This is a genomic window from Bradyrhizobium sp. CIAT3101, from assembly GCF_029714945.1.
GTDB lineage: Bacteria > Pseudomonadota > Alphaproteobacteria > Rhizobiales > Xanthobacteraceae > Bradyrhizobium.
The window spans coordinates 5865929-5885412 of record NZ_CP121634.1; the positions used below are offsets into that span (position 1 = coordinate 5865929).

At 62.8% G+C, this 19484-nt stretch carries 21 protein-coding genes; 10 read left to right on the top strand and 11 right to left on the bottom strand.

The annotated features are described in order from the left end of the window. The first annotated feature begins 135 nt into the window (after positions 1-135). On the top strand, positions 136-666 hold the full coding sequence (locus QA645_RS27810; protein ID WP_283044679.1) for a DUF2380 domain-containing protein: 531 nt from the start codon (positions 136-138) through the stop codon (positions 664-666). 136 nt (positions 667-802) lie between these two features. Here QA645_RS27810 and QA645_RS27815 read toward each other — a convergent pair whose 3' ends face one another. Continuing rightward, entirely contained in the window at positions 803-2380 is a 1578-nt protein-coding gene (locus QA645_RS27815; RefSeq protein WP_283044680.1) for a winged helix-turn-helix domain-containing tetratricopeptide repeat protein, read from the bottom strand. 150 nt (positions 2381-2530) lie between these two features. Between QA645_RS27815 and QA645_RS27820 the strand changes: the two genes are divergently transcribed. The 4 genes from QA645_RS27820 (at position 2531) to QA645_RS27835 (ending at position 5049) form a co-directional block, all read left to right on the top strand. Then, positions 2531-2767 (top strand): DUF1127 domain-containing protein, encoded by a 237-nt coding sequence (locus QA645_RS27820; protein WP_283044681.1) that lies wholly within the window; start codon positions 2531-2533, stop codon positions 2765-2767. Between the two features lie 304 nt (positions 2768-3071). After that, positions 3072-3767: a peroxiredoxin-like family protein gene (locus QA645_RS27825; protein ID WP_283044682.1), complete on the top strand. Its 696-nt coding sequence runs from the start codon at positions 3072-3074 to the stop codon at positions 3765-3767. A gap of 173 nt (positions 3768-3940) precedes the next feature. Next, positions 3941-4357, top strand: coding sequence for a hypothetical protein (locus QA645_RS27830; RefSeq protein ID WP_283044683.1), 417 nt, complete (start codon positions 3941-3943; stop codon positions 4355-4357). 248 nt (positions 4358-4605) lie between these two features. Further along, positions 4606-5049 carry a CBS domain-containing protein gene (locus QA645_RS27835; protein WP_254130495.1) on the top strand — a complete coding sequence of 148 codons (444 nt, stop codon included), beginning with the start codon at positions 4606-4608 and terminating at the stop codon, positions 5047-5049. Between the two features lie 136 nt (positions 5050-5185). Here QA645_RS27835 and QA645_RS27840 read toward each other — a convergent pair whose 3' ends face one another. After that, entirely contained in the window at positions 5186-5458 is a 273-nt protein-coding gene (locus QA645_RS27840; protein WP_254130494.1) for a hypothetical protein, read from the bottom strand. 289 nt (positions 5459-5747) lie between these two features. Here QA645_RS27840 and QA645_RS27845 point away from each other — a divergent pair, with 289 nt between their 5' ends. Further along, on the top strand, positions 5748-5963 hold the full coding sequence (locus QA645_RS27845) for a hypothetical protein (RefSeq protein ID WP_283044684.1): 216 nt from the start codon (positions 5748-5750) through the stop codon (positions 5961-5963). Between the two features lie 134 nt (positions 5964-6097). Here the strand turns inward: QA645_RS27845 and QA645_RS27850 are convergent, their stop codons facing one another. Genes QA645_RS27850 through QA645_RS27870 form a run of 5 tightly spaced genes read right to left on the bottom strand, consistent with a single transcriptional unit; the run spans position 6098 to position 10341 of the window. After that, positions 6098-6805 carry a hypothetical protein gene (locus tag QA645_RS27850; protein ID WP_283044685.1) on the bottom strand — a complete coding sequence of 236 codons (708 nt, stop codon included), beginning with the start codon at positions 6803-6805 and terminating at the stop codon, positions 6098-6100. Then, on the bottom strand, positions 6802-7239 hold the full coding sequence (locus QA645_RS27855; protein ID WP_283044686.1) for a thioesterase family protein: 438 nt from the start codon (positions 7237-7239) through the stop codon (positions 6802-6804). The genes QA645_RS27850 and QA645_RS27855 overlap by 4 nt, the downstream gene beginning before the upstream one ends. Continuing rightward, positions 7239-8147 (bottom strand): fumarylacetoacetate hydrolase family protein, encoded by a 909-nt coding sequence (locus tag QA645_RS27860; protein ID WP_283044687.1) that lies wholly within the window; start codon positions 8145-8147, stop codon positions 7239-7241. The genes QA645_RS27855 and QA645_RS27860 overlap by 1 nt, the downstream gene beginning before the upstream one ends. A gap of 52 nt (positions 8148-8199) precedes the next feature. Then, complete coding sequence (locus QA645_RS27865; protein ID WP_283044688.1) at positions 8200-9306, bottom strand: cupin domain-containing protein; 1107 nt, start codon at positions 9304-9306, stop codon at positions 8200-8202. 15 nt (positions 9307-9321) lie between these two features. Further along, the gene (locus tag QA645_RS27870) at positions 9322-10341 is read right to left on the bottom strand and encodes a carbon-nitrogen hydrolase family protein (RefSeq protein WP_283044689.1); all 1020 of its coding nucleotides are present in this window, start codon (positions 10339-10341) and stop codon (positions 9322-9324) included. Positions 10342-10468: 127 nt separating this feature from the next. Between QA645_RS27870 and QA645_RS27875 the strand changes: the two genes are divergently transcribed. The 4 genes from QA645_RS27875 to QA645_RS27890 all read left to right on the top strand — a co-directional run bounded on the left by QA645_RS27875 (position 10469) and on the right by QA645_RS27890 (position 15315). Continuing rightward, complete coding sequence (locus tag QA645_RS27875; protein ID WP_283044690.1) at positions 10469-12628, top strand: indolepyruvate ferredoxin oxidoreductase subunit alpha; 2160 nt, start codon at positions 10469-10471, stop codon at positions 12626-12628. Continuing rightward, complete coding sequence (locus QA645_RS27880) at positions 12625-14187, top strand: indolepyruvate oxidoreductase subunit beta family protein (protein WP_283044691.1); 1563 nt, start codon at positions 12625-12627, stop codon at positions 14185-14187. Before QA645_RS27875 ends, QA645_RS27880 begins: the two co-directional genes overlap by 4 nt. 151 nt (positions 14188-14338) lie before the next feature. Then, positions 14339-14833, top strand: a complete 495-nt coding sequence (locus QA645_RS27885) for a MarR family transcriptional regulator (protein WP_283044692.1) — start codon at positions 14339-14341, stop codon at positions 14831-14833. Beyond that, positions 14833-15315, top strand: coding sequence for a MarR family winged helix-turn-helix transcriptional regulator (locus QA645_RS27890; protein WP_283044693.1), 483 nt, complete (start codon positions 14833-14835; stop codon positions 15313-15315). The genes QA645_RS27885 and QA645_RS27890 overlap by 1 nt, the downstream gene beginning before the upstream one ends. 4 nt (positions 15316-15319) lie before the next feature. On the opposite strand, the gene QA645_RS27895 is transcribed toward QA645_RS27890, so the two are convergent. From QA645_RS27895 to QA645_RS27910, 4 genes are read right to left on the bottom strand one after another with little or no spacing between them, the layout of a single operon-like run. Continuing rightward, positions 15320-16048, bottom strand: a complete 729-nt coding sequence (locus QA645_RS27895; protein WP_283044694.1) for an SDR family oxidoreductase — start codon at positions 16046-16048, stop codon at positions 15320-15322. 2 nt (positions 16049-16050) lie between these two features. Next, entirely contained in the window at positions 16051-17661 is a 1611-nt protein-coding gene (locus tag QA645_RS27900) for an ATP-dependent acyl-CoA ligase (protein ID WP_283044695.1), read from the bottom strand. 7 nt (positions 17662-17668) lie between these two features. Beyond that, on the bottom strand, positions 17669-18145 hold the full coding sequence (locus QA645_RS27905; protein ID WP_283044696.1) for an aromatic-ring-hydroxylating dioxygenase subunit beta: 477 nt from the start codon (positions 18143-18145) through the stop codon (positions 17669-17671). Continuing rightward, positions 18142-19482 (bottom strand): Rieske 2Fe-2S domain-containing protein, encoded by a 1341-nt coding sequence (locus tag QA645_RS27910; protein ID WP_283044697.1) that lies wholly within the window; start codon positions 19480-19482, stop codon positions 18142-18144. The genes QA645_RS27905 and QA645_RS27910 overlap by 4 nt, the downstream gene beginning before the upstream one ends. Positions 19483-19484 lie beyond the last annotated feature (2 nt).

The following is a 19484-nucleotide window of genomic DNA, read 5'->3' on the forward strand; positions in this document are numbered from 1 at the left end:
TCAAAGTGGCGCTTTTGACCTGCTGCGAACGCTGCCATGGGCGGGCGCCTAGCGTTACCAAGGATTAATTCGACAGGAGGCAGAAAGAACGATCTTCTAAGATGGCCTCAGTAGAGGGGAGACGGAGTCATCGCCATGCGCCACGGCTTCCTCTTGCACGCTGTTACCACGGCCGGTCTATTCCTGGGATCCAACCTCGTCTCAGATGCATCTGCCGCGACCGCCGACCACGCTTTGGCTGTCTCCGTCGACGATTTCATTTATATCGACACGTCGAACGAGCCCACCGATCAGACGGCCGCGCATGAAGAGCGATTGCGGGCTTTCATGACCGCGCTGCGGGACGACGTCACGGCAGACCGCCGTTTTGAGCTGGTGCCGTCGCCCTGCGCATCAAATTGTCCGACCGACGGACCGGCGTTGCGCGATCGGCTGCGCGCGGCGTCACAGGCCGGCACGCAGATTCTGATCATCGGTATCGTTCACAAAATGAGCACGCTGGTGCAGATAGCGAGGACTGCTGCCATCGATGTAACATCCCAGCGGGTCGTGTTCCGGAAATACTTCCAGTTCCGCGGCGACAATGACGAGGCATGGCAGCGGGCGGAGCACTTTGTATCGGAAGAGGTCCGCGCCCGGCTGCTTGAAAGCAGATCGCAGCAATAGGCTACGCGCGACGCATGTGCATGGCCGAGTCCGGTTTTGGCCCTTTGCCGGAATGAGGCGGCGACTTCCGTTATTGACCCTTAGCTGACCCTGTGGGGCTGCCGGCCGGGCGTCAGTTCATGACCCGAAGGCAACATCACCGCTCCGGCACCCCGGCCATCAGCATGCCATCGCGGATACGGCTGCTTCCGGCACGAAATGTCGGGTCGCGGCTCAGCATGAGCCCTCGCGTCCGACCTATGTCGAAGCCTGGATCCAGCGCAAGCCCCGCGCGCACGGCGGCCCGCGCCTCATCCAGCGAGCCCACGAGCGCCAGGGCAGCAGCAAGCTGGAAATGCACAATGGGGTAGTTGCGGTTTGCTTCAAGACACCGCCGCAGCCAATCAACCGCCTCGGCTTCGGCGCCAAGGATCAATTTGACGACGCCAAGCCAGTGCATCCAGCGGTACGCGCTGCTGTCGCGGGGAGACAGCCGAAACGCTTGCTGGATGTGAGCCTCGCTTTCCGCGCCTCGGCCGATGAAGACTTTCGCAAATCCGGTCAAAGCATGGGCGGTGGCCAGATTGCGATCAAGCGCGAGCGCCCGCTCAAATTCTCCAATGGCCTCCACGGCGCGCCTGGTAAACAATTGCATCCAGCCGAATGACATATGGGCCCGGGCATGGCGCGGAGCCATCGACAGGACCTTGAGCAACGCGGCCTCCGCGGCGGCGAGGTGCGCGTCCCGATCATCGGCCATGAAGGCGGTGGCGGTTGTGAGAGCGATCTCCGCCTTGCCGACCAGAGCTTCGACGTTCTCTGGCTCGAGTGCCGACGCGCGTTCAAAAAAGCAGCGAGCTTCTGCCATGTTCTCGGGCGTACGTCCCTTGTTCAACGAATGGCGGCCCTGGAAACACAAATCTACCGCATCGGGATGTGGAGATCGCTCAGCGCGCCGGGCCTCCGCCTCAATCAGTTGGGCATCCAGCGCGTTGGCAAGCCTGGCGACTATTTCATCCTGCATCTCGAGCAAATCGGTCATGGGTTTGTCGAACCGATCAGCCCAAAGATGGGCGCGCGTTTCGGCGTCGATCAATTGCACATTGATCCGCAGACGATTGCCGCCGCGCTGCACCGCCCCTTCGAGCACATAGCGGACGTTCAGCTCACGTCCCAACTTCGTTACATCGACGGCTTTGCCCTTGAACTTTAACGAGGTGCTGTGCGCAATCACAAACGCTCCGTTGATGCGTGAGAGGTCTGTGGTCAAGCTCTCGGTCACGCCATCGATGAAGTAGTCCTGCTCCCGATCACCGCCGATATTTACGAACGGCAGGACAACGATGGAAAGACGCGGCGTCAAAGTGTGGTTCGGCGTCACGACGCCGCCCGCCGTCGAACCACTCGGCAAAACGGTGCGCCCGTCGTCTTGATGCACCGCGCCAATGAAGCGGAAGCCCTTCCTGGGCAGTGTTTTGATCAGGCGCTGCTTTTCGCCCGTGTCGCCAATTGCGCTGCGAGCGGCATTCAGGCGGGTCGTCAGCGCGGCATCGGAAACGATACGTCCGTTCCAAACGGCGTTCAGGAGATCATCCTTGCTGACCACGCGCTCCCTGTTTCGGATCAGGTATTCGAGCAAATCGAACACCTGAGGCGCGACAACAATCGCGTCCGTCGCGCGGTGCAGTTCGCGCCGGTCGGTATCCAATGCGTAGTCCTCAAAGAGGTAACGCAAACCGCCCTTCCTTCTCGGATCACGTCCGAAGCCGCAGGGGCACGAAGAATAAGCTGCCGGTGAGAAAAATGTAAGCCAGCCGTTAAGCACGCCAACGAGCGTGCTGGCAAATTTCGCTGGGTGAAATTGCCCAACCCAGGAAGCAATTCGATGAGCACGATCCACGGGAGCATTGAGTTCGGACCGCCAACCGCAAGGCGGACCTATTACAGCCCGCTTGAAGCATATTGGGATGCGTTTTGTGAGTGGCGCAAACGCGAGAGGCTGCGAACCCAGTTGAACCAGCTTACGGACAGCGAGTTAATTGACATCGGCATTACGCGTGGAGAGATCGACTACGTCGTCTCAAACCGGACTATCGATCCTACCGGCGTTCGTTCCGCTTAACTTGATAAACATCAGCGACGCCTTCACCGAGCACGACGACAGACCGGCCCGTTTGTGAGCGGCCACTTCCGCCTATTGGCCCCCAGGGGACATAGCGTCCAGCCTTGGCGGAGGTCGGCATCTGACCCGAAGCAGAAGTCAACCTTGTCTCCAATGTCGCCTGCAGCGCGCAATCGCGATTAGCACGCGAGATACCTATCGATTTTCAGACTGAGGCACTCGATGAGAGGTTGGCTAGCCGACTTTTGATAGCATGGGGCATAGGGTATGCTGATCCGCTTTGAAGAACCACGGAGCGAGAGACATGAGCGAAGATGGTACCTTCCGGGCTTCCACTACTCCCATTGCTGCTTCCCTCGCTGATTTCACCGAAAAGCTGATTGCACGACGAGGCGTCGAGCAGGCCAATGTCTTATTTGGAGGCCAAATTGGTCCGGCTACCCAGGCGCTGAGCACAAGGACGAATTCCATTCGTGTTGGCGATCTAGCTCCTGACTTTTCGCTACCGACGGCAGAAGCGCGGACATGGAATCTAGCCGGTTATCTTGGCGAGGGCAAATTCTCGTCCCTGGTTTTAGTTTTCTATCGTGGTAGTTGGTGTGGCTACTGCAACATCTATCTTCGTGCCTTGGTCGCAATTCTACCAGCCTTGTCTGACGCCAACGCTGCTTTGATCGCGGTGTCGCCGGAGGCGGCCCCAGCTTCCGTTGAGAACGTCAGTGCAGGGCCGGCGTTTCCAGTCCTGACCGACCATGGCGGAAAAGTTGCCGAGCAGTTTGGTCTCACTTTCGAAATGAATGACGCTGCCAAACAGGTGTTGGAAAGCTCCGGCTTCGAAATCAACAAGCGAAATGCCGACGGCAGGTGGACTCTTCCGGTGCCGGGGACATTCGTTATCGACCGCTTTGGCCGTATTGCCTACGCTCACGTCGATGCGGACTACCGGAACCGACCTGAGCCGCAGGAGATCGTCGCGATATGTCAGTCACTACGACCCTAGTTCAGTATCGCGATCGCAGCGAGAACTGAGCCATCGAGTAGGTCTGCGGCGAAAGGATCGGCCACTTCCGCTAATGGCCCTTAGCTAACCTCCCCGCGTTACGTGCTAACTGTCAGCTTTTGACCCATTGCAGACCTTGTTCTTCGATCAATTTTTAACGTCCGGCCGGGTCAATGGTTGACGTGTTCGGTCAATTATTGGACGCGATCACAGGGAGCCATGTGCCGATGCTGGAAGTTTTGTCCTCTCTAGAACAGGCAGTTCTCGACGCTATGGCGCTTCAGGTACCCGAGCTCGCTGGTGCGCTCGATGGTCAGCAGCCAAAGGTCCGCGTCACTGCTCGAGAGAACACGGGGGCAGGTTTCTACACCACACTCGATGTCTCACAACGTTCGCCAATCAAAGATGTAGCCTCGCCATTAGGCGATGTCGGAGCGACTATTGCCGGGCTCCGGCATGGAATGGGATTTATGCTTTGGCTTCGGGATGGTCAAATTCATCGGCTGGAGGGCTATTCATACGAAGAGAGCACGTCTGCCATCGATTTTGAGCGAGTAGGGTTCGGAGCAGTCGGGCCACGTACTGGCTAATCTGTTCGCCATGTCGCCTCTTGGCCCTTAGCGGAAGTCCAAGGGCGCTCGACGCCGCGTCGAATTGTGACCCATAACAGCCCTTGAGCCGCTGCCGGTACTTGGACCGCTCGACGCCTGGGGTACCCTGCTCCACCCATTCGGGGTCTTTGCGGCATTGCGCGCGGTGCTGACGGGGCACGCAATTTCGACTATCCTTCAATGCAGAGCATCAAGGCGGGGCAGCACAAGACCCACGAGGGGGATCAATGAGCACGGCGAAAAGCGCTCTGGCGCAGAAAAGTGGCGCCCTGATCCATGTCCGTTCCGGCGACATGGTCATCGAAGCCTTGCACCGGATGCGCGACAACCGGGTCCGGTCGGTGCTGGTCATCGACGACGACATCCTGGTCGGTATCGTGACCCAGGGTGACTGCGCCATCAAGGTGCTGCTGCCCGGGCTCGATGCGAAGCAGACGCCGGTGAGCCAGGTGATGACGGGCAACCCGGTGACGATCAAGCCGGACGATCCGCTGGATGCCTGCATGGCGATGATGGCCGCGCGCGGTATTCGCCACCTGCCGGTGCTGGACGCGGGCAAGGTCGTGGGCGTCATATCGGTCGGAGATGTCGTCAAGAACATCATCCGGGATCTGGAGCACAACGTGGACGATCTGATGGGTTACATCATGAAGGACGGCCCCGGGGGCTGACAGACGAACCGCGGTGCCGTCGCCGCTGATGTCGGGTTGTGGCCCAAAGCTGACCTTGCCGCGCTGCCTGCCGACCGTCAGCTTTTGACCCGCAGCGGACAATGGCTATTCGCGAGGCGCCCCTCTCAAAGCGTTTTCAATAAGGGCTGAGCACACTACCGAGAAATTGCTCCTTCTCTCCGGGCGCATAACCCTGACAAGCGCCGAAATACGCTTCCGGCTTGGCACAGGGGTCGGCGGACCGGGTGCGTTGACGCGGCGCATAGGCAAAACTGGAGGTTCGACCTGATGGCTGCATCTGATGATGGGGATGAGGCGCCGCGTGCCGGCGGTGCCCCTGCTGCACAGATCCCGCGTTCGCGAACCCGCACAGGCTGATCAAAACGCTCAAGGCCAAAATCGCGCGCATCGCTTTCCTCCTCCAGGGAGTTTCGCCCGCCGGCTCAATGATTGCCGTGATGCGGCGTTCCAAAGGAGCGCGGCTTCCTGGGATTATACCCTGTTTGGCCGTCAGCGGCGGCTTCTTTCTTCGTCCGCGACCAAGGTCGGCTCGTGGCCCCAAGCGGACCTCGCGACCGGCGGCAGCCCGGCGTCCGATAAACGCCCTGAGCGGGCGCGTCAAATCGACCGGGAATAAACGGCAGGCGAGAGGAACGGTGAAACGTCGATCGGGTTGATCGAGCACGTGGAGTGCTTCGATGGACAGGACCTCGATCTATGACGAACTGAGCCGTGTCGAACGCGATGTGGTCGCAGGAGAGCGCCAGCTTGCAGAACAGGAGCGGCTGGTTCTCGACTTGAAAAAGGAGGGTCAGAGTACTGCACGGGCCGAAAAGGAGCTGGAGCGGCTGCGTGAATGCCAGCGTTTGCGCGATCAAGACCGTCAAAGGCTTCTGTCACTCCTGCAGCCTTGAGACAGCGAAACTCTCCGCGGAATTCCGCTTCGGCTGGAGGTGCTCGTCGACGAGGCCGATTGGCTCGCGGTAGCGGCTGGGAGTCCGGATGTGGCCCGTTTCGGATTGCGATCTGTTTTTACGCTCTCGGCGATCTAGCGCCTGGCCCGCACCACCCGCGTCAGCATCGGAAAATGCTTGTTGCCGCCCGCGAATGGCGGGAACTTGACGAAATCCGCGCGCATGCGCGTGATCACGTCGGAGCCGAGCGCGTGCGCGAGGGCTTGCGGGCTGTCGAACACCAGCTTGTTGCGCTGCATGTGCTCGACGCGCTGCGACGGCAGCCGATCGACCCAATCGATGCGGGTGTAGATTTCGATCTGGCGGACGTTCGGGAAGGTCCGCATGATCGATGGATGGTGCTCCAGATAATGCAGATTCCAGGCGTTCATGTCCTCGGCCGGGCCGGGATAGTGCACGAGGTAGCTGCACGGCACTGTCGTTCCTGCCGGATGTGCGGCGACATCGACGGGGAACGCGCGTGTCAGCATCACCTGATGCGTGACGTCGAGGCCAGTGAGGCCGGCGTGTCCGGCACCTGTCGCGAGGCCGGCAAGGATGCTGCCGCGGTCCATCGCCGCCTCGCAGGCGAAAAGGTCGGGAAATCGCAGCTGAAGCGCAAAGGCGGGGCCGGAGCCGTCGGCCTTGTAGGGATGGTCGACTGACTGTTCGAGCGGCGTGAACAGCAAGCCCTCGGTCATCTCCGGGATCGATCCGACCGCCTCCGCCACGGCGGCAATCTCGTCGGGATCAATCCGCCGCTCGCCTGCCGGATCAGAGAATGTCATGAAGAGCGAGATCATGCCGGCGCTCCCTCGGCGCCCTCGCCCACACTCACATGCGGCATGAGCGCGGCTCTGATGTCATCGGGCCACGGGATCGCATGATGATCCACCAGCGACGTCGCAGCCAGGATCTGGCGCGCGCGCCAGCGCATGCCATTCGCGCCGGAGACGACATGCTCCAGATGGAGGGATGATCCCCCGACCCGGACGATGCGCAGGTCGAACGTCAGGAGATCGCCGAACATCGACGGCCGGGAGAAATCGCAGGCGAGATGCACCGTCGGCGTTCCGATCTTCCGGACCATGATCAATTCCGGCCACGGAAAACCAATTTTCGCCCAAAACGCTTCGACAACGCCGTTGAGGATGTTGAGGTAGGACGGGAAATACGCGATCCCGGAAGGATCGCAGTCTCCGAACCTGAGCTCGCGATCGAACGAGAAATTCGTCATCAGATCGCAACGACGGGATGGCGGATGACACCGACACCGTCGACCCCGGCCTCGACCACGTCGCCCGGCCACAGCCATTCCTGGGGGCTCATGCCGGCGCCGACGCCTTCCGGCGTTCCCGTGGCGATGATGTCGCCGGGCTCGAGCGTCATGCCCGACGAAATGTCGGCAATCAAAACCGGAATGTCGAAGATCATGTATTTGGTGTTGGAGTCCTGCTTCATGACGCCGTTCTTGGTCAGCCACAGCCGCAAATCATGCGGATCGGGAATCTCGTCCGCGGTCACGATGCAAGGGCCGAACGGCGCATAGGTGTCCATGCCCTTGGAGAAGATCCACTGGCCGGCGCGGCGATTGTCGCGCGCGGAAATGTCGATCATCACCGAATAGCCGAAGACGTGATCCATCGCCTTCTCCGTCGCGACGCGGGTCGCGGTCCTGCCGATGATGACGGCGAGTTCGACCTCCCAGTCGAGCTGCTGCGTCATTTTCGCGTTGTGCTGGATGGCGGCGCCGGGACCGATCACCGAGGTCGGCGGCTTCGAGAAGACGACCGGCTGCTTCGGCAGGTCCTGGCTCGTATCGAGGCTCTTCGCCGATTCCGCGACATGGGCTCGGTAGTTCAGCCCGATGCCAAAAATGTTCTTCCGCGGGCGCGGGATCGGCGCCTGCAGCTTGACATCCTCGACCGCAACCGCCGAGCCGGCCGGAAAGCGGCCATTGGCCTCCGCCAGTGCATCCCTGAGCGCCGGCAGCAACGTCACGCCGTTGTCGATGAACGACAGCATGTCGCTCGGCCATGTCACGCCGCTGGATGCACCGAGGTGCTCGACATCGACGACCAGCCCATTGACGAGAACGCCGAGACGGGCGCCGCTGGAGCCCAAGGTGTAGGTCACGAGACGCATGGAAGCTTGATCCGGCTGTTGCTGGTGAATTCTGGAGGCGAGCGATCGAACGTCAGGCGGCGACCGGCTGGTGGCCGGAATTGTCGCCATAGGCTTCTTCCCTGTAGAAGCCGAGGCTTTCGATGACGGGAAGATCGTTGAAGCAGAACAGGCAGGCGTCCTCGCCGTCCGCGAGGTTGCCATGCTCGTGCCAGGCCCAGGACGGCACGCAGAAGATGTCGCGCTCCTGCCACTCGAAGCGCTTGCCGCCGATCACCGAATAGCCGCGGCCCTTGGCGACCTGGTAGATGAAGCTGCCGGTGTGGCGATGCGACTTCGTCTTCTCGCCCGGCCGCAGCAATTGCATGCTCGCGCCGATCGTCTGCATCACGTGTCCGCCCGTGATCGGATTGACGTAGTTCATGAGAATGCCGTCATAGGGCGAGCCGTCGGTCGCGGCGGCGTATTTGCGCAAGGACTCGTAGGTCGGCTCCCACTCGTACTTGAACATCGGCGAATAGCTCTTCGACCATTTCGAACCGGCCGGCCGCAGACCGGGATTGCCCCAGGTCTTAGTCGTGCCGTCGACGGGATAGCCGGAGGGTTCCTGCTGGATCTTCGGATGCACGGCGAAGAAATTGGCTTCGAGCGCATTGACCAAGGGGATGTCGAGGCCGTCCTGCCAGATGCAGACGGAGCCGTTGCCTTCGACGCCATGCTCGTGCCACGTGCCGTTCGGCGTCAGCACGAAATCCCGCGCCCCGAGCGTCATCTTGTGACCGTCGACGATGGTGTAGGCGCCCGTTCCTTCCATGATGAAGCGCAGGGCGGAGGCCGAGTGCGCGTGTGCGGTGGCGACTTCACCGGGATGCATCACCTGCAATCCCGAATAGAGCCAGCCGACCGCGGCCGAGACGTCGCGACGGCCGGGATTGTTGAGGTAGATCACCCGCCGCCCCGCCTTCTCCGGCGAGACCAGCTCGACCGAGCGCAGCACGTGCTCGCGCAAATCGTCGTAGCGCCAGAGCACGGGAACCGACGCTGATTGCGGCGCCCACGGCTCGATCTTGTTGGCGACCGTCCACAAGGCACCGGCTTCGTACTTTTCGAGGTCCTTGTAGTAGGCCTTGAGCTCGGGCGTGTCTTCGACATTGGCCCGGCCGACGACGTTCTCGCGCATCCTATCCTCCAGGTCCTATTCCGGTCTTAGTGGTATCGGCGTGAAGCCACCCTGCTCCGCAGCTTCGCGTTCACCGTCGGCAAGGCCCAGCGGCGCCAAAGCACGCCGGTTGACCCTGAGGTCAAAGATGTCGAAGCGGTTGTAGTGCCCGACGATGTCATGCATCTGCTTCGGCTGGATGCAGCGATCGAGGTCGATGTCGGCATAGACGATGCCTTCGTCGTCGATCAGGGCATCGCCGACCACGCGGCCATCGGGCCCGATGACGCCGGAGAAGGCACTCGACTTCCGCTGCAGGCGCGCGCGCGCGTCGGGGACGACGGTCTCCATCGCGGTAATGATCTCCTCCGACACCGTCGAGCAGGAGACGATCGTAAAAATCTTGCCTTCAAAGGAATGGGCGATCGCGCGCAACTTGATGGCCTCCGCCATGTCGTAGTCGGGAGGCGCGACCGGAAGCGCGATGTAGCTTGCGACATGCACGAGCTCACCCTGACCCAACAGCGCAAAGCGCGCGAGCGTGTTGGTGTTCTCGCCGCAGGCGAGACCGCCGAGACGTCCGATCCCGGTATCATAGACGCGCAGGCTCGATCCGTCACCGCCGGTCCAGGTCAGCTTCTCTGCCCAGGTCGGCACCAGCTTGCGGTGCTTGCCGAGCAATGCGCCGTCGGGGCCGATGAACACAAGCGTATTGTAGATCGCGCCCAGCGACACCGGGCTGCGCTCGTTGACGCCGAGGACGACGTAGCATCCGGTATCGCGCGCGGCCTTCCTGATAACATCAACCTCCGGACCCGGCACCAGCACGGACGCCTTGGCGAGCTTCTCGAACCACGCGCTGCCGGTGACGGGATCGGTGATCCAGTTCCAGTAGGGATAGCCGGGAACGAACACCTCGGGGAAAGCGACGAGCTTCGCGCCGTGGCTTGCTGCTTCACGGACCAGTGAAGCCGCCTTGTCGGCTGTCGCGCCCGGGTCGAGATAGACAGGTGAAGCCTGGACGGCGGCAGCTCTAAAGCGAGGCAGCTTCAGCATTGGCCCTACCCTGTCGCCGGCTCATGACCGCCTTGTCGGAGCAGAGGTCCGCAGGCGTGATAGCATGGCGCGGCGTTGACTTACTTCACATGTAAACGTATGCTAACGCATATTTCTGGAGGGTGCAATGGCTGAACGGTCTTTTGCTCGCGAGGTCGAGGATCTCCGGCTCGGCGATGGCGACACGTTCCGCGGCGAAGGCATCCTCGCCATCACCAAGGCGCTGCTGCAATCCGGCGTCGCCTATGTCGGCGGCTACCAGGGCTCTCCGATCTCGCATCTGATGGACGTGCTCGCCGACGCCAAGGACGTGCTCGACGATCTCGGCGTCGTGTTCCAGAGCTCCGCAAACGAGGCAGCCGCGGCGGCGATGCTGTCGGCCTCGGTGATGTATCCCCTGCGCGGCGCGGTGGCGTGGAAGTCGACCGTCGGCACCAATGTCGCCTCGGACGCGCTGGCAAACCTCGCCTCGGGCGGCGTCACCGGCGGCACCATGATCATCGTCGGCGAGGACTATGGCGAAGGCTCCTCCATCATGCAGGAGCGCACTCATGCGTTTGCGATGAAGTCGCAGATGTGGCTGCTCGATCCGCGCCCCGACCATGAGTGCATCGTCAACCTGATCGAGAAGGGTTTTGAGCTCTCGGAATTCTCGAACACGCCCGTGATGCTCGAGGTCCGCGTTCGCGCCTGTCACATGCACGGCAGCTTTGTCTGCAAGGACAACGTCAAGCCGGCTCACACCATCAAGGATGCGCTCAACAATCCCAGGCGCGACGTCAACCGCATCGTGCTGCCGCCGGCGGCCTATGAGCATGAGCAGGAGAAGATCAAGACGCGGATGCCCGCGGCTGTCGGATTCGTCCGCGACAACAAGCTGAATGAATGGATGGGGCCGAAGCAGGGCAAGGTCGGCATCATCATGCAGGGCGGGATGTACAACAACGTGATTCGCGCGCTGCAATATCTCGGGCTGTCGGATGCCTATGGCAATACGCAGGTCCCGCTCTACGTCATGAACGTCACCTACCCCGTGATCGACACCGAGGTCGCGGAGTTCTGCCTCGACAAGGAGGCCGTCCTGATCGTCGAGGAAGGCCAGCCGGAGTATCTGGAGCAGGCAATCAACACGGTGTTGCGCCGCAAGGACATCCAGGCGCGCGTCCATGGCAAGGACGTGCTGCCGATGGGCGGCGACTACACCGCGCAGGTTCTGCTCGGCGGCGTCAGGGAGTTTCTGGAGAAGACGGAGCCGCGGCTGCTCGGCAACCGGCCACCGGCGCCGGATGCGGCGCCCGTGCTCAATCACCCGGCGGTCGAGAAGCTCAAGCAGGTGGTGCCGGCGCGACCGCCCGGGCTCTGCACCGGCTGCCCGGAGCGGCCGATCTTCGCCGCCATGAAGCTCGTCGAGGAAGAGCTCGGCCAGCACCACGTCTCGGCCGACATCGGCTGCCATCTGTTCTCGATCCTGCCGCCGTTCAATATCGGCGCGACCACCATGGGCTTCGGCCTTGGTCCGGCCTCGACCTCGGCCTTCAACGTCAAGGCCGACAAGCGCTCGATCGCGGTGATGGGCGACGGCGGCTTCTGGCACAATGGATTGACCAGCGGCATCGGCAATGCCGTGTTCAACAAGCATGACGGCGTCTTCGTTATCGTCGACAATTACTACACCTCGGCAACCGGCGGTCAGGACATCCTGTCCTCACGCGCGATCAACAAGCGGCGCGACACCAACAATTCGATCGTCAAGGCGGTGAAGGGTATCGGCGGCCAATGGGTGCGCCAGCTCGACCGCACCTATGATGTCGGCAAGATGCGCGACACGCTCAAGGAAGCGCTGACGACCAAGGAGGAAGGTCCCAAGGTCATCGTCGCCTCCTCCGAATGCATGCTGAACAAGCAGCGCCGCGTGAAGCCGCAGATGACCAAGGCAATCAAGGACGGCGTCCGCACCGTCAAGGAACGCTTCGGCGTCGATGAGGATGTCTGCACCGGCGACCATGCCTGCATCCGGCTCTCCGGCTGCCCGTCGCTCTCGGTGAAGCAGCTTGACGATCCCTTGCGCGACGATCCCGTCGCGGCGATCGACAATTCCTGCGTCGGCTGCGGCAATTGCGGCGAGGTCTCCGAGGCCGCCGCGCTCTGCCCCTCGTTCTATCGTGCCGACGTCATTCACAATCCAACCGGCTGGGACAAGTTCAAATCCAAGGTCACGATGGCGGTGATCGGCTGGCTGCAGCGGCGCCGCGACCGCCGTCGTCCGGCGCTCGAGGCGCTGGCATGAGGGACGAAACGGTCAGACTGGCCCTGCCTGCCGCGGGTGAAGCGACCGAGCGGCCGATCTCGCTCGCGATCGTCGCGATGGGCGGCCAGGGCGGCGGCGTGCTGACCGACTGGATCGTCCAGCTTGCCGAGAACCATGGCTGGATCGCGCAATCGACCTCGGTGCCCGGCGTCGCCCAACGCACCGGCGCCACGATCTATTACATCGAGGCGATGCCGCCGCTGGACGGCCGCAAGCCGATCCTGTCGCTGATGCCGACGCCCGGCGACGTCGACGTCGTGATGGCGGCGGAGTTCATGGAGGCCGGCCGATCCATTCTGCGCGGCCTCGTGACGCCGGATCGCACCACGGTGATCGCGTCCAACCACCGCTCGTTTGCGATCGGCGAGAAGATCGCGCCGGGCAATGGCATTGCCGACGGTGGCGCCGTCACCGGTGCGATCGGGGTTGCCGCCAAGACCGAGATCATCTTCGATCTGAACGCGCTTGCGATCGCGCATGGCAGCGTCATCTCGGCTGCGATGTTCGGCGCGCTCGCAGCCGCCGATGTGCTGCCGTTCAGCCGCGACAGCTATCTCGACGTGATCCGCGCCGGTGGCAAAGGCGCGAAGGCCAGCGTCGAGACGTTCGAGGCCGCCTTTGACCGGGTCAAGACCGGCGCCGTCGGAACTGCAGCGCCCGCGCCGGCCAGACAGGCCGACGTCCCCTCTCCCGCAACGCTCGATCCGGATCTCGCCGGCCTCGTCGCAAGACTGAACCAGGAGCTTCCCGAACCGGCGCGCGGCATGGCGCGCGCGGGCTTGAGGAAGGTGGTCGACTTCCAGGACGTCGCCTATGGCGGCGAATATCTCGACATTCTGAATAAGCTGCAGGCGGCCGACCGAAGCGCCGGCGGTAGCGCGCACGCCTATGCCTTCACGCAAGCCGCGGCCAAATACCTGGCCAACGCCATGACCTATGACGACGTCATCCGCGTCGCCGACCTCAAGACGCGGGCCGGCCGCCGCGCGCGCATCGAGAGCGAGCTCGAGATGTCGGACGGACAGGTGCTCCAGACCACCGAATTCATGCATCCCCGCATGGAGGAGGTCATGGGCATGCTGCCTGCAGGTTTCGGCCGCTGGCTTGGCGCGCAGCCGCGCCTGCTCGGCTGGCTCGATCGACGCGTCAACCGGGGACGCCGGGTGCGGACCTACTCGCTGCCCTGGTTCCTTGTGCTCTATGTCGTGGGCGGGATGCGCGGCCTGCGCCGCCGCTCGCTGCGTCACGCCATCGAGACGGCTCACAGGGACGGATGGCTCAAGGCCGCAACCGACGCGGTCGGCACCAATTACCAGCTGGGCGTCGAGATCCTGCAATGCCGACGCCTGGTGAAAGGCTATTCCGATACCCACAGCCGGGGCCTGTCGAAATTCGACAGGACGCTGGCGGCGATCAAGCTGGTGGAACGACGCGATGATGCCGCCGACTGGGCGCGCCGCCTGCGCGAGGCCGCGCTGAAGGACAGCGCCGGCACGGCGCTCGACGGCGTGATCCAGACCATCAGGACTTTTGCATGATTCCACCGGAGCGGGCGCTGGATCGGATTGCCGTTCGCCCCCAAGGGCGTCAGGATCGATCTTGACTACGATTCTCAAGTTGCTAATCGGAGCGAAAGACCCGCGATAATCCCTTCAACTGACGAGACATTTTGTCCTCGATGGTCATGCAATGCCGGCAGCACTCAAAGAGAACATCGTTCCCGTCCCGGGGCAGATTGAAACCCGGCTCTGGCTGCAATTGCTGTCGCTGCATGGCGAGCTGTTCGCGTCGCTGAATGCGATGCTGAGCTCCGAGTTCGGCCTTTCGCTCGCAAAATTCGACGTGCTGGCCCAGCTGGATCGCACCCGGGACGGCCTCGCGCTCGGGCAATTGTCGCAAAATCTGAAGGTCACCGGCGGCAACGTCTCGGGGCTGGTGCAGCGTCTTCTCGCCGACGACCTCATCAGCCGGGAGATGTCGAGCGAGGACCGGCGGTCCTTCATCGTGCGCCTGACGCCGAAAGGCGAAGCGCTGTTCAGGAAGGCAGCCGAAGTCCACAAGAAGCATCTCGCCAAACGGCTCGAGAACGTTTCGGCCCGGGAGCTGGACAATGCGCTGTCCGTGCTCAAATCCCTTTCCTCAAAACTTCATACCGAGACCAAGAAGCAAAGTCGCAAGAGATAATGGCCAGAGAATCCAAGAGCAGATGGAAGTCGGGTCCGCCGCGGACCAGGGACCAGCTGCAGACCTACATCCCGTATCTGTTCAACCGGCTCGCCAATCGCTGGAACCTCGATCAGAACCGCGATTTGAGCGAGCACGGCGTCAACAATGTCGTATTCCGGACGCTGTCGGTGCTGTTCATCTACAAGACCCTCACCGTCAACGAGGTCGCCGTCCTCGCGGTGACCGAGCAGTCGACCGCGAGCCGCATGGTCGAGTCCATGGTGTCGTCCGGCCTCGTCAAGCGCGAGATCGCCGAGGAAGACCAGCGCCGCCGCGTCGTGGGACTTACGCCGGACGGCGAAGCACTGCTGCGCAAGATCTGGCCGATCATGGCGAACAATTACGACAAGCTGATCGAAGGCATCGACCCCGACGACATCGAAGTCTGCGCGCGGGTGCTGGCCAAGATGGTCGAGAACATCCGCCAGAACCAGATCTAGGATTTCACGGACCGAGACCGACGAGGCTGGTGCCGCCGCAGACATAGAGCACCTGGCCGGTGACGAAATCGGAGCGCTCGTCGAGGAAAAACTCGATCGCGTGCGCCACATCCTCGCGCGAGCCGAGCCGCCCGACGGGTACGTTGCGCGCCATCCGCTCCTGCTGCTCCGAACCTTTCGGGACGATGCCCCAGAAATTGTCGGTCAGGATCGGCCCTGGCGCGACGACGTTCACGGTGATGCCGTCAGCCGCGAGCTCCAGCGCCCAGGTCCGCGCCATGCCATGCACGCCGGCCTTGGTCGCCGAATAGGCCGAACGCGTCGCCGCGCCCATCGCGGCGCGCGAAGAGACGAACACGATGCGCCCGAAGCGGCGCGAACGCATCCCTTCCAGCGCGGCCTGGGTCAGCAGCATCGGCGCGCCCAGATGCAGCTGCGCCAGCATCAGAATGTCCTCCGGCCTGGCGTCCGGCAGCAGGTTCGGCAGGATCACGCCGGCATTGTGCACGATGCGATCGACGGCGTGATCGCGGCAAATCTCCTGCGCGATCGCGCGTGTCTCCTCGATGGAGGTCAGATCAGCGCGATAGGCCGCGAGCAGATCATGCGTCCAGCTCGGCGTCTCCAGCCCGACCGAGACCACGCGCTGCCCGCGCTCGACGAGCCTTTTCGCCAGCGCCTCGCCGATCCCCGAATTGCCGCCGGTGATGAGTGTCGTGCCGATCTCGCTCATGATCAAACCTGCCGCTTCTTGAGGTCGCGCAGATCGAAGAACGCACCGTCGCGCATCAGCTTGGCGACCAGATCCTTCAGGCCACCGCGCTGGATCTTCTCGGTCGCGGTCAGCGGCAGGCCGTCGACGAACGAGATCCAGCCCGGCGCCTTGTAATACGCCATCTGCTCCAGGCTCCAGCGCACGATCTCCTCGGCGAGCGCGCGGTCGGCGCCCGCCTGCCCGGCGATGATGACCGCAGCAACCTCGTCGCCGCGGACCTGATCGGGCGTCGCCGCGACCGCGGCCTGCCGGATGGCCGGATGGCGGTTGAGGATGGATTCGACCTCGACCGCGGCGATGTTCTCGCCGGAACGGCGGATCACGTTCTTCTTGCGATCGACGAAATGAAGATCGCCGTCCGCGTCGCGCGACACGATATCGCCGGTATGCAGCCAGCCGCCGTCCCACGCCTCGTCGGTGGCTTGCGGATTCTTCAGGTACTCCCGGAAGAAGCCGTAGCGCGGGTCAGCGCCGGCGCGCCGGACCAGGAGTTCGCCTGGCGTCCCGACCGGCGCGTCGTGTCCGCCGTCATCGACGATGCGAATTTCGACCTCCGGCGCCGGGCGTCCGAAACAGCTGGTGCCGATCTTGCGCGGCTCGACATTGGCGGCAATGACGCCGCCGCTTCCCGTCTCGGTCATCGCCCAGGCTTCCAGCAGCGGAAAGCCGAAGCGCTGCTCGAACGGCGCGTGCAGCAGCTTGTCGACGCCGGCGCCGAAGCCGAAGCGCACGGTGTGTGCCCTGTCCTGCTCCGATGCCGGCGCGCTCATCAGCATCGACGGCATCACGCCGAGATAATGCAGGCAGGTGGCGCGGCTGTCGCGCACGGATGTCCACCAGGTGCGCGGATGGAAGCGATCGAGCATGGTCAGGCTGCCGCCGACCGACAACATCGCCATCAGCGACACCGCCATCGCGTTCATGTGAAACAGCGGCAGCGGCGTGATCATGCGCTCGCCGTCGCCCCTGAGATCGATCAGGCCGCCGACGTCGCGATACCAGTTTCCGGAATGCAGGAAATAGGTATTGGTGAGCACGCAGCCCTTCGGCTGCCCGGTCGTTCCGGATGTATAGAGCAGCGCGCATTCGCTCGCCTCGCCTCCCACGGTCGACGGCCGCGCACCGCCGAAGGGCGCGGGAACCTGGTCCTGATCAGTCACGACCGGGATCGGCCGCACCGCCTGACGCGCCGCCAGCTCCACCTCATCACGCCGCTCGACGAGGACGAAAGCCGCGTTCATCTCGGAATGCCCGATGATGTATTCGAGCTCGCTCAGCCGCAGATCCGGATTGATCGGGACCACGGAGACGCCGAGCGCGTTGAGCGCGAACCACAGCTCAACGAACACCGGCCGGTTCTGAAGCAGAAGCCCGACCCGGTGGCCTTCACCGTATCCCTGGTTCGCAAAGGCCGCCCGCCAGCGCTCCACGCGATCAAGCATGGCGCGATAGGGAATCTCGCCTGCCGGGATACCGTAGATCTGGGCCGTCTCCGGCAGCACGTTGAGGAATCCCGCCTCGCCTCGGCGCAGCGCGGTTTCATGAAAGCGGGCGTAGACGGTGGCGGTCAAGGCATACTCACATGAAGAGTTGAATGTTTCCGAACGGCGCATCGAAATTGACGAGATCGACCCGCTTGAGCTTGATCTTCAGGGTATCGCCGACCTGGACGAGATCGTGCGACGCCCACCCCGAATAGCGCTCCAGCAGGTCACCGCGCGTCTCTGTATAGATGTAGGACGTCCGCGCCTTGAAGACCCCCGCGGCCGGGTCGCACGCCACGATCCGCGGTGCCTGAAGCAGATGATGGCAGCGGCTCTTGGGCTTCTGGCTGAAGGTCCGCTCGCCGGCGAGACGCTCGACCCGCACCTTGAGCAGCAGCAGATCCTCGTACATCAACGACGGCTGCAGCACCGGATCCTGCTGCTGCCATTCCAGCGGCATCCAGTAGCGTCCTTCGGGGTGAAACAGGTCGAGCCACGATTGCCATTGCATCGTGTCGAGAAGCTCGGCCTCCCGGTAGATCAGATCAATGATCGTCCCTTCGGTGATCATTCGGCGGCCTCGACGTGCTTGTCCATGTCCATGGTCATGAATTTCGCCCAGGCATGAAACTGGTTGCGCATCTGGCGCTCCGACGTACCGTTGATCACCGCCGTGATGTCAGGCTCTTCGTTGCTCTCGTAGAGCCGGCGGAGATTGACCCATTGATTGCCGTTGGACTTCAGGCCCTCCTGCGCCCGCTCGTACATCTCGAGATCGTCGTGGCCGACGATCGAGGTCGGCGCGTTGATGAAGCGGTTGTACATCAACGCACGCTCGTAGAGCTTGTCGGGCGCGCCGACCAGGCGAAAGACCCAGCTCTCGACCAGTGTCCTGTCGACCGCAATCGGGATGAAGTTGCGCAGGATCTGCACGGCACCCTTCACCATGATGTTCGGGAAATACACGGTGTTGTGCCTGACTTCGCCGAGGATCTCGTGCGCCCGCGTCTCACCGTAAGCCGAGACCATCTGGTCGAGATAGCCCGGGATATCCGAGTAATTGGAATGGATGGAGTTGGCGACGCCGGTGTGGCCGTGGCCGTTCGGCCAGATCCGGATGCCGCTCTGCTCGTAGAACTCGTACGGGCTCATGAAGGGACCATAGAGCTGCACCGCCATCGGCGTCTCGGTGGAATCGCCCTGCTCGCGCTTCCAGACCCTGACCGCGGTGCCGGCCGAACTCTCATGCGCGACCATCGGATGGCAGGTGTCGGTCTGGTTCTCGACCAGCATCTTCCAGTTGCAGGTGTGCATGTAACGGATCGGCGTGGCGACGACGGCGAGCTTGCCCTCCGGCGAGCGGTCGACCATGTTGTCGATGGTCGAGAGGCTCTCGCCGAAATAGTCCTCGAAGGACACGCCGTCATCGTTGAGCCGCGCGAAGATGAAATCGCGATGGATCACGACGTTCCTGACTTTCGACAGTCCCCCGTTTGCCTGGGTGTCGGCAAAGCCGGTGCCCTCGTAGCCTTTCTTCAGCGGGATCGCGAGCAGCGCGCCGTCGGTCTTGAAGGACCAGGCGTGGTAGGGGCAGCGGAAGAACTTTCCGGTATTGCCGCAGGGCTCGGACGCGATCTTCACGCCCTTGTGCGGACAGCGATTGTAGAACACGTGGATGGAGCCGTCGGTATGGCGGCTCGCCAGCACCGGCTGCCGGCCGATATTGGCGGTGATGAAATCGCCGGGCTTGGACAATTGGCTCGCGTGCCCGACATAGACCCAGCTGTTCGGGAACAGGTGCTCCATCTCGAGCTCGAAGATCTCGGGGTCGACATAGACGTCGCGATGCACTTCGGCGTCGCGCACCAGGCCCGCGATCGCGTGGGCATTCCGTCCGTATTTCGCCATGG

What these genes read in the sequence shown, in the direction of transcription:
- QA645_RS27810 (WP_283044679.1), top strand. Translation starts at nt 136, where the DNA reads ATGCGCCACGGCTTCCTCTTGCACGCTGTTACCACGGCCGGTCTATTC.
- QA645_RS27820 (WP_283044681.1), top strand. Translation starts at nt 2,531, where the DNA reads ATGAGCACGATCCACGGGAGCATTGAGTTCGGACCGCCAACCGCAAGG.
- QA645_RS27825 (WP_283044682.1), top strand. Translation starts at nt 3,072, where the DNA reads ATGAGCGAAGATGGTACCTTCCGGGCTTCCACTACTCCCATTGCTGCT.
- QA645_RS27830 (WP_283044683.1), top strand. Translation starts at nt 3,941, where the DNA reads ATGGTTGACGTGTTCGGTCAATTATTGGACGCGATCACAGGGAGCCAT.
- QA645_RS27835 (WP_254130495.1), top strand. Translation starts at nt 4,606, where the DNA reads ATGAGCACGGCGAAAAGCGCTCTGGCGCAGAAAAGTGGCGCCCTGATC.
- QA645_RS27840 (WP_254130494.1), bottom strand. Translation starts at nt 5,458, where the DNA reads ATGCGCGCGATTTTGGCCTTGAGCGTTTTGATCAGCCTGTGCGGGTTC.
- QA645_RS27845 (WP_283044684.1), top strand. Translation starts at nt 5,748, where the DNA reads ATGGACAGGACCTCGATCTATGACGAACTGAGCCGTGTCGAACGCGAT.
- QA645_RS27850 (WP_283044685.1), bottom strand. Translation starts at nt 6,805, where the DNA reads ATGATCTCGCTCTTCATGACATTCTCTGATCCGGCAGGCGAGCGGCGG.
- QA645_RS27855 (WP_283044686.1), bottom strand. Translation starts at nt 7,239, where the DNA reads ATGACGAATTTCTCGTTCGATCGCGAGCTCAGGTTCGGAGACTGCGAT.
- QA645_RS27860 (WP_283044687.1), bottom strand. Translation starts at nt 8,147, where the DNA reads ATGCGTCTCGTGACCTACACCTTGGGCTCCAGCGGCGCCCGTCTCGGC.
- QA645_RS27865 (WP_283044688.1), bottom strand. Translation starts at nt 9,306, where the DNA reads ATGCGCGAGAACGTCGTCGGCCGGGCCAATGTCGAAGACACGCCCGAG.
- QA645_RS27870 (WP_283044689.1), bottom strand. Translation starts at nt 10,341, where the DNA reads ATGCTGAAGCTGCCTCGCTTTAGAGCTGCCGCCGTCCAGGCTTCACCT.
- QA645_RS27875 (WP_283044690.1), top strand. Translation starts at nt 10,469, where the DNA reads ATGGCTGAACGGTCTTTTGCTCGCGAGGTCGAGGATCTCCGGCTCGGC.
- QA645_RS27880 (WP_283044691.1), top strand. Translation starts at nt 12,625, where the DNA reads ATGAGGGACGAAACGGTCAGACTGGCCCTGCCTGCCGCGGGTGAAGCG.
- QA645_RS27885 (WP_283044692.1), top strand. Translation starts at nt 14,339, where the DNA reads ATGCCGGCAGCACTCAAAGAGAACATCGTTCCCGTCCCGGGGCAGATT.
- QA645_RS27890 (WP_283044693.1), top strand. Translation starts at nt 14,833, where the DNA reads ATGGCCAGAGAATCCAAGAGCAGATGGAAGTCGGGTCCGCCGCGGACC.
- QA645_RS27895 (WP_283044694.1), bottom strand. Translation starts at nt 16,048, where the DNA reads ATGAGCGAGATCGGCACGACACTCATCACCGGCGGCAATTCGGGGATC.
- QA645_RS27905 (WP_283044696.1), bottom strand. Translation starts at nt 18,145, where the DNA reads ATGATCACCGAAGGGACGATCATTGATCTGATCTACCGGGAGGCCGAG.
- QA645_RS27910 (WP_283044697.1), bottom strand. Translation starts at nt 19,482, where the DNA reads ATGGCGAAATACGGACGGAATGCCCACGCGATCGCGGGCCTGGTGCGC.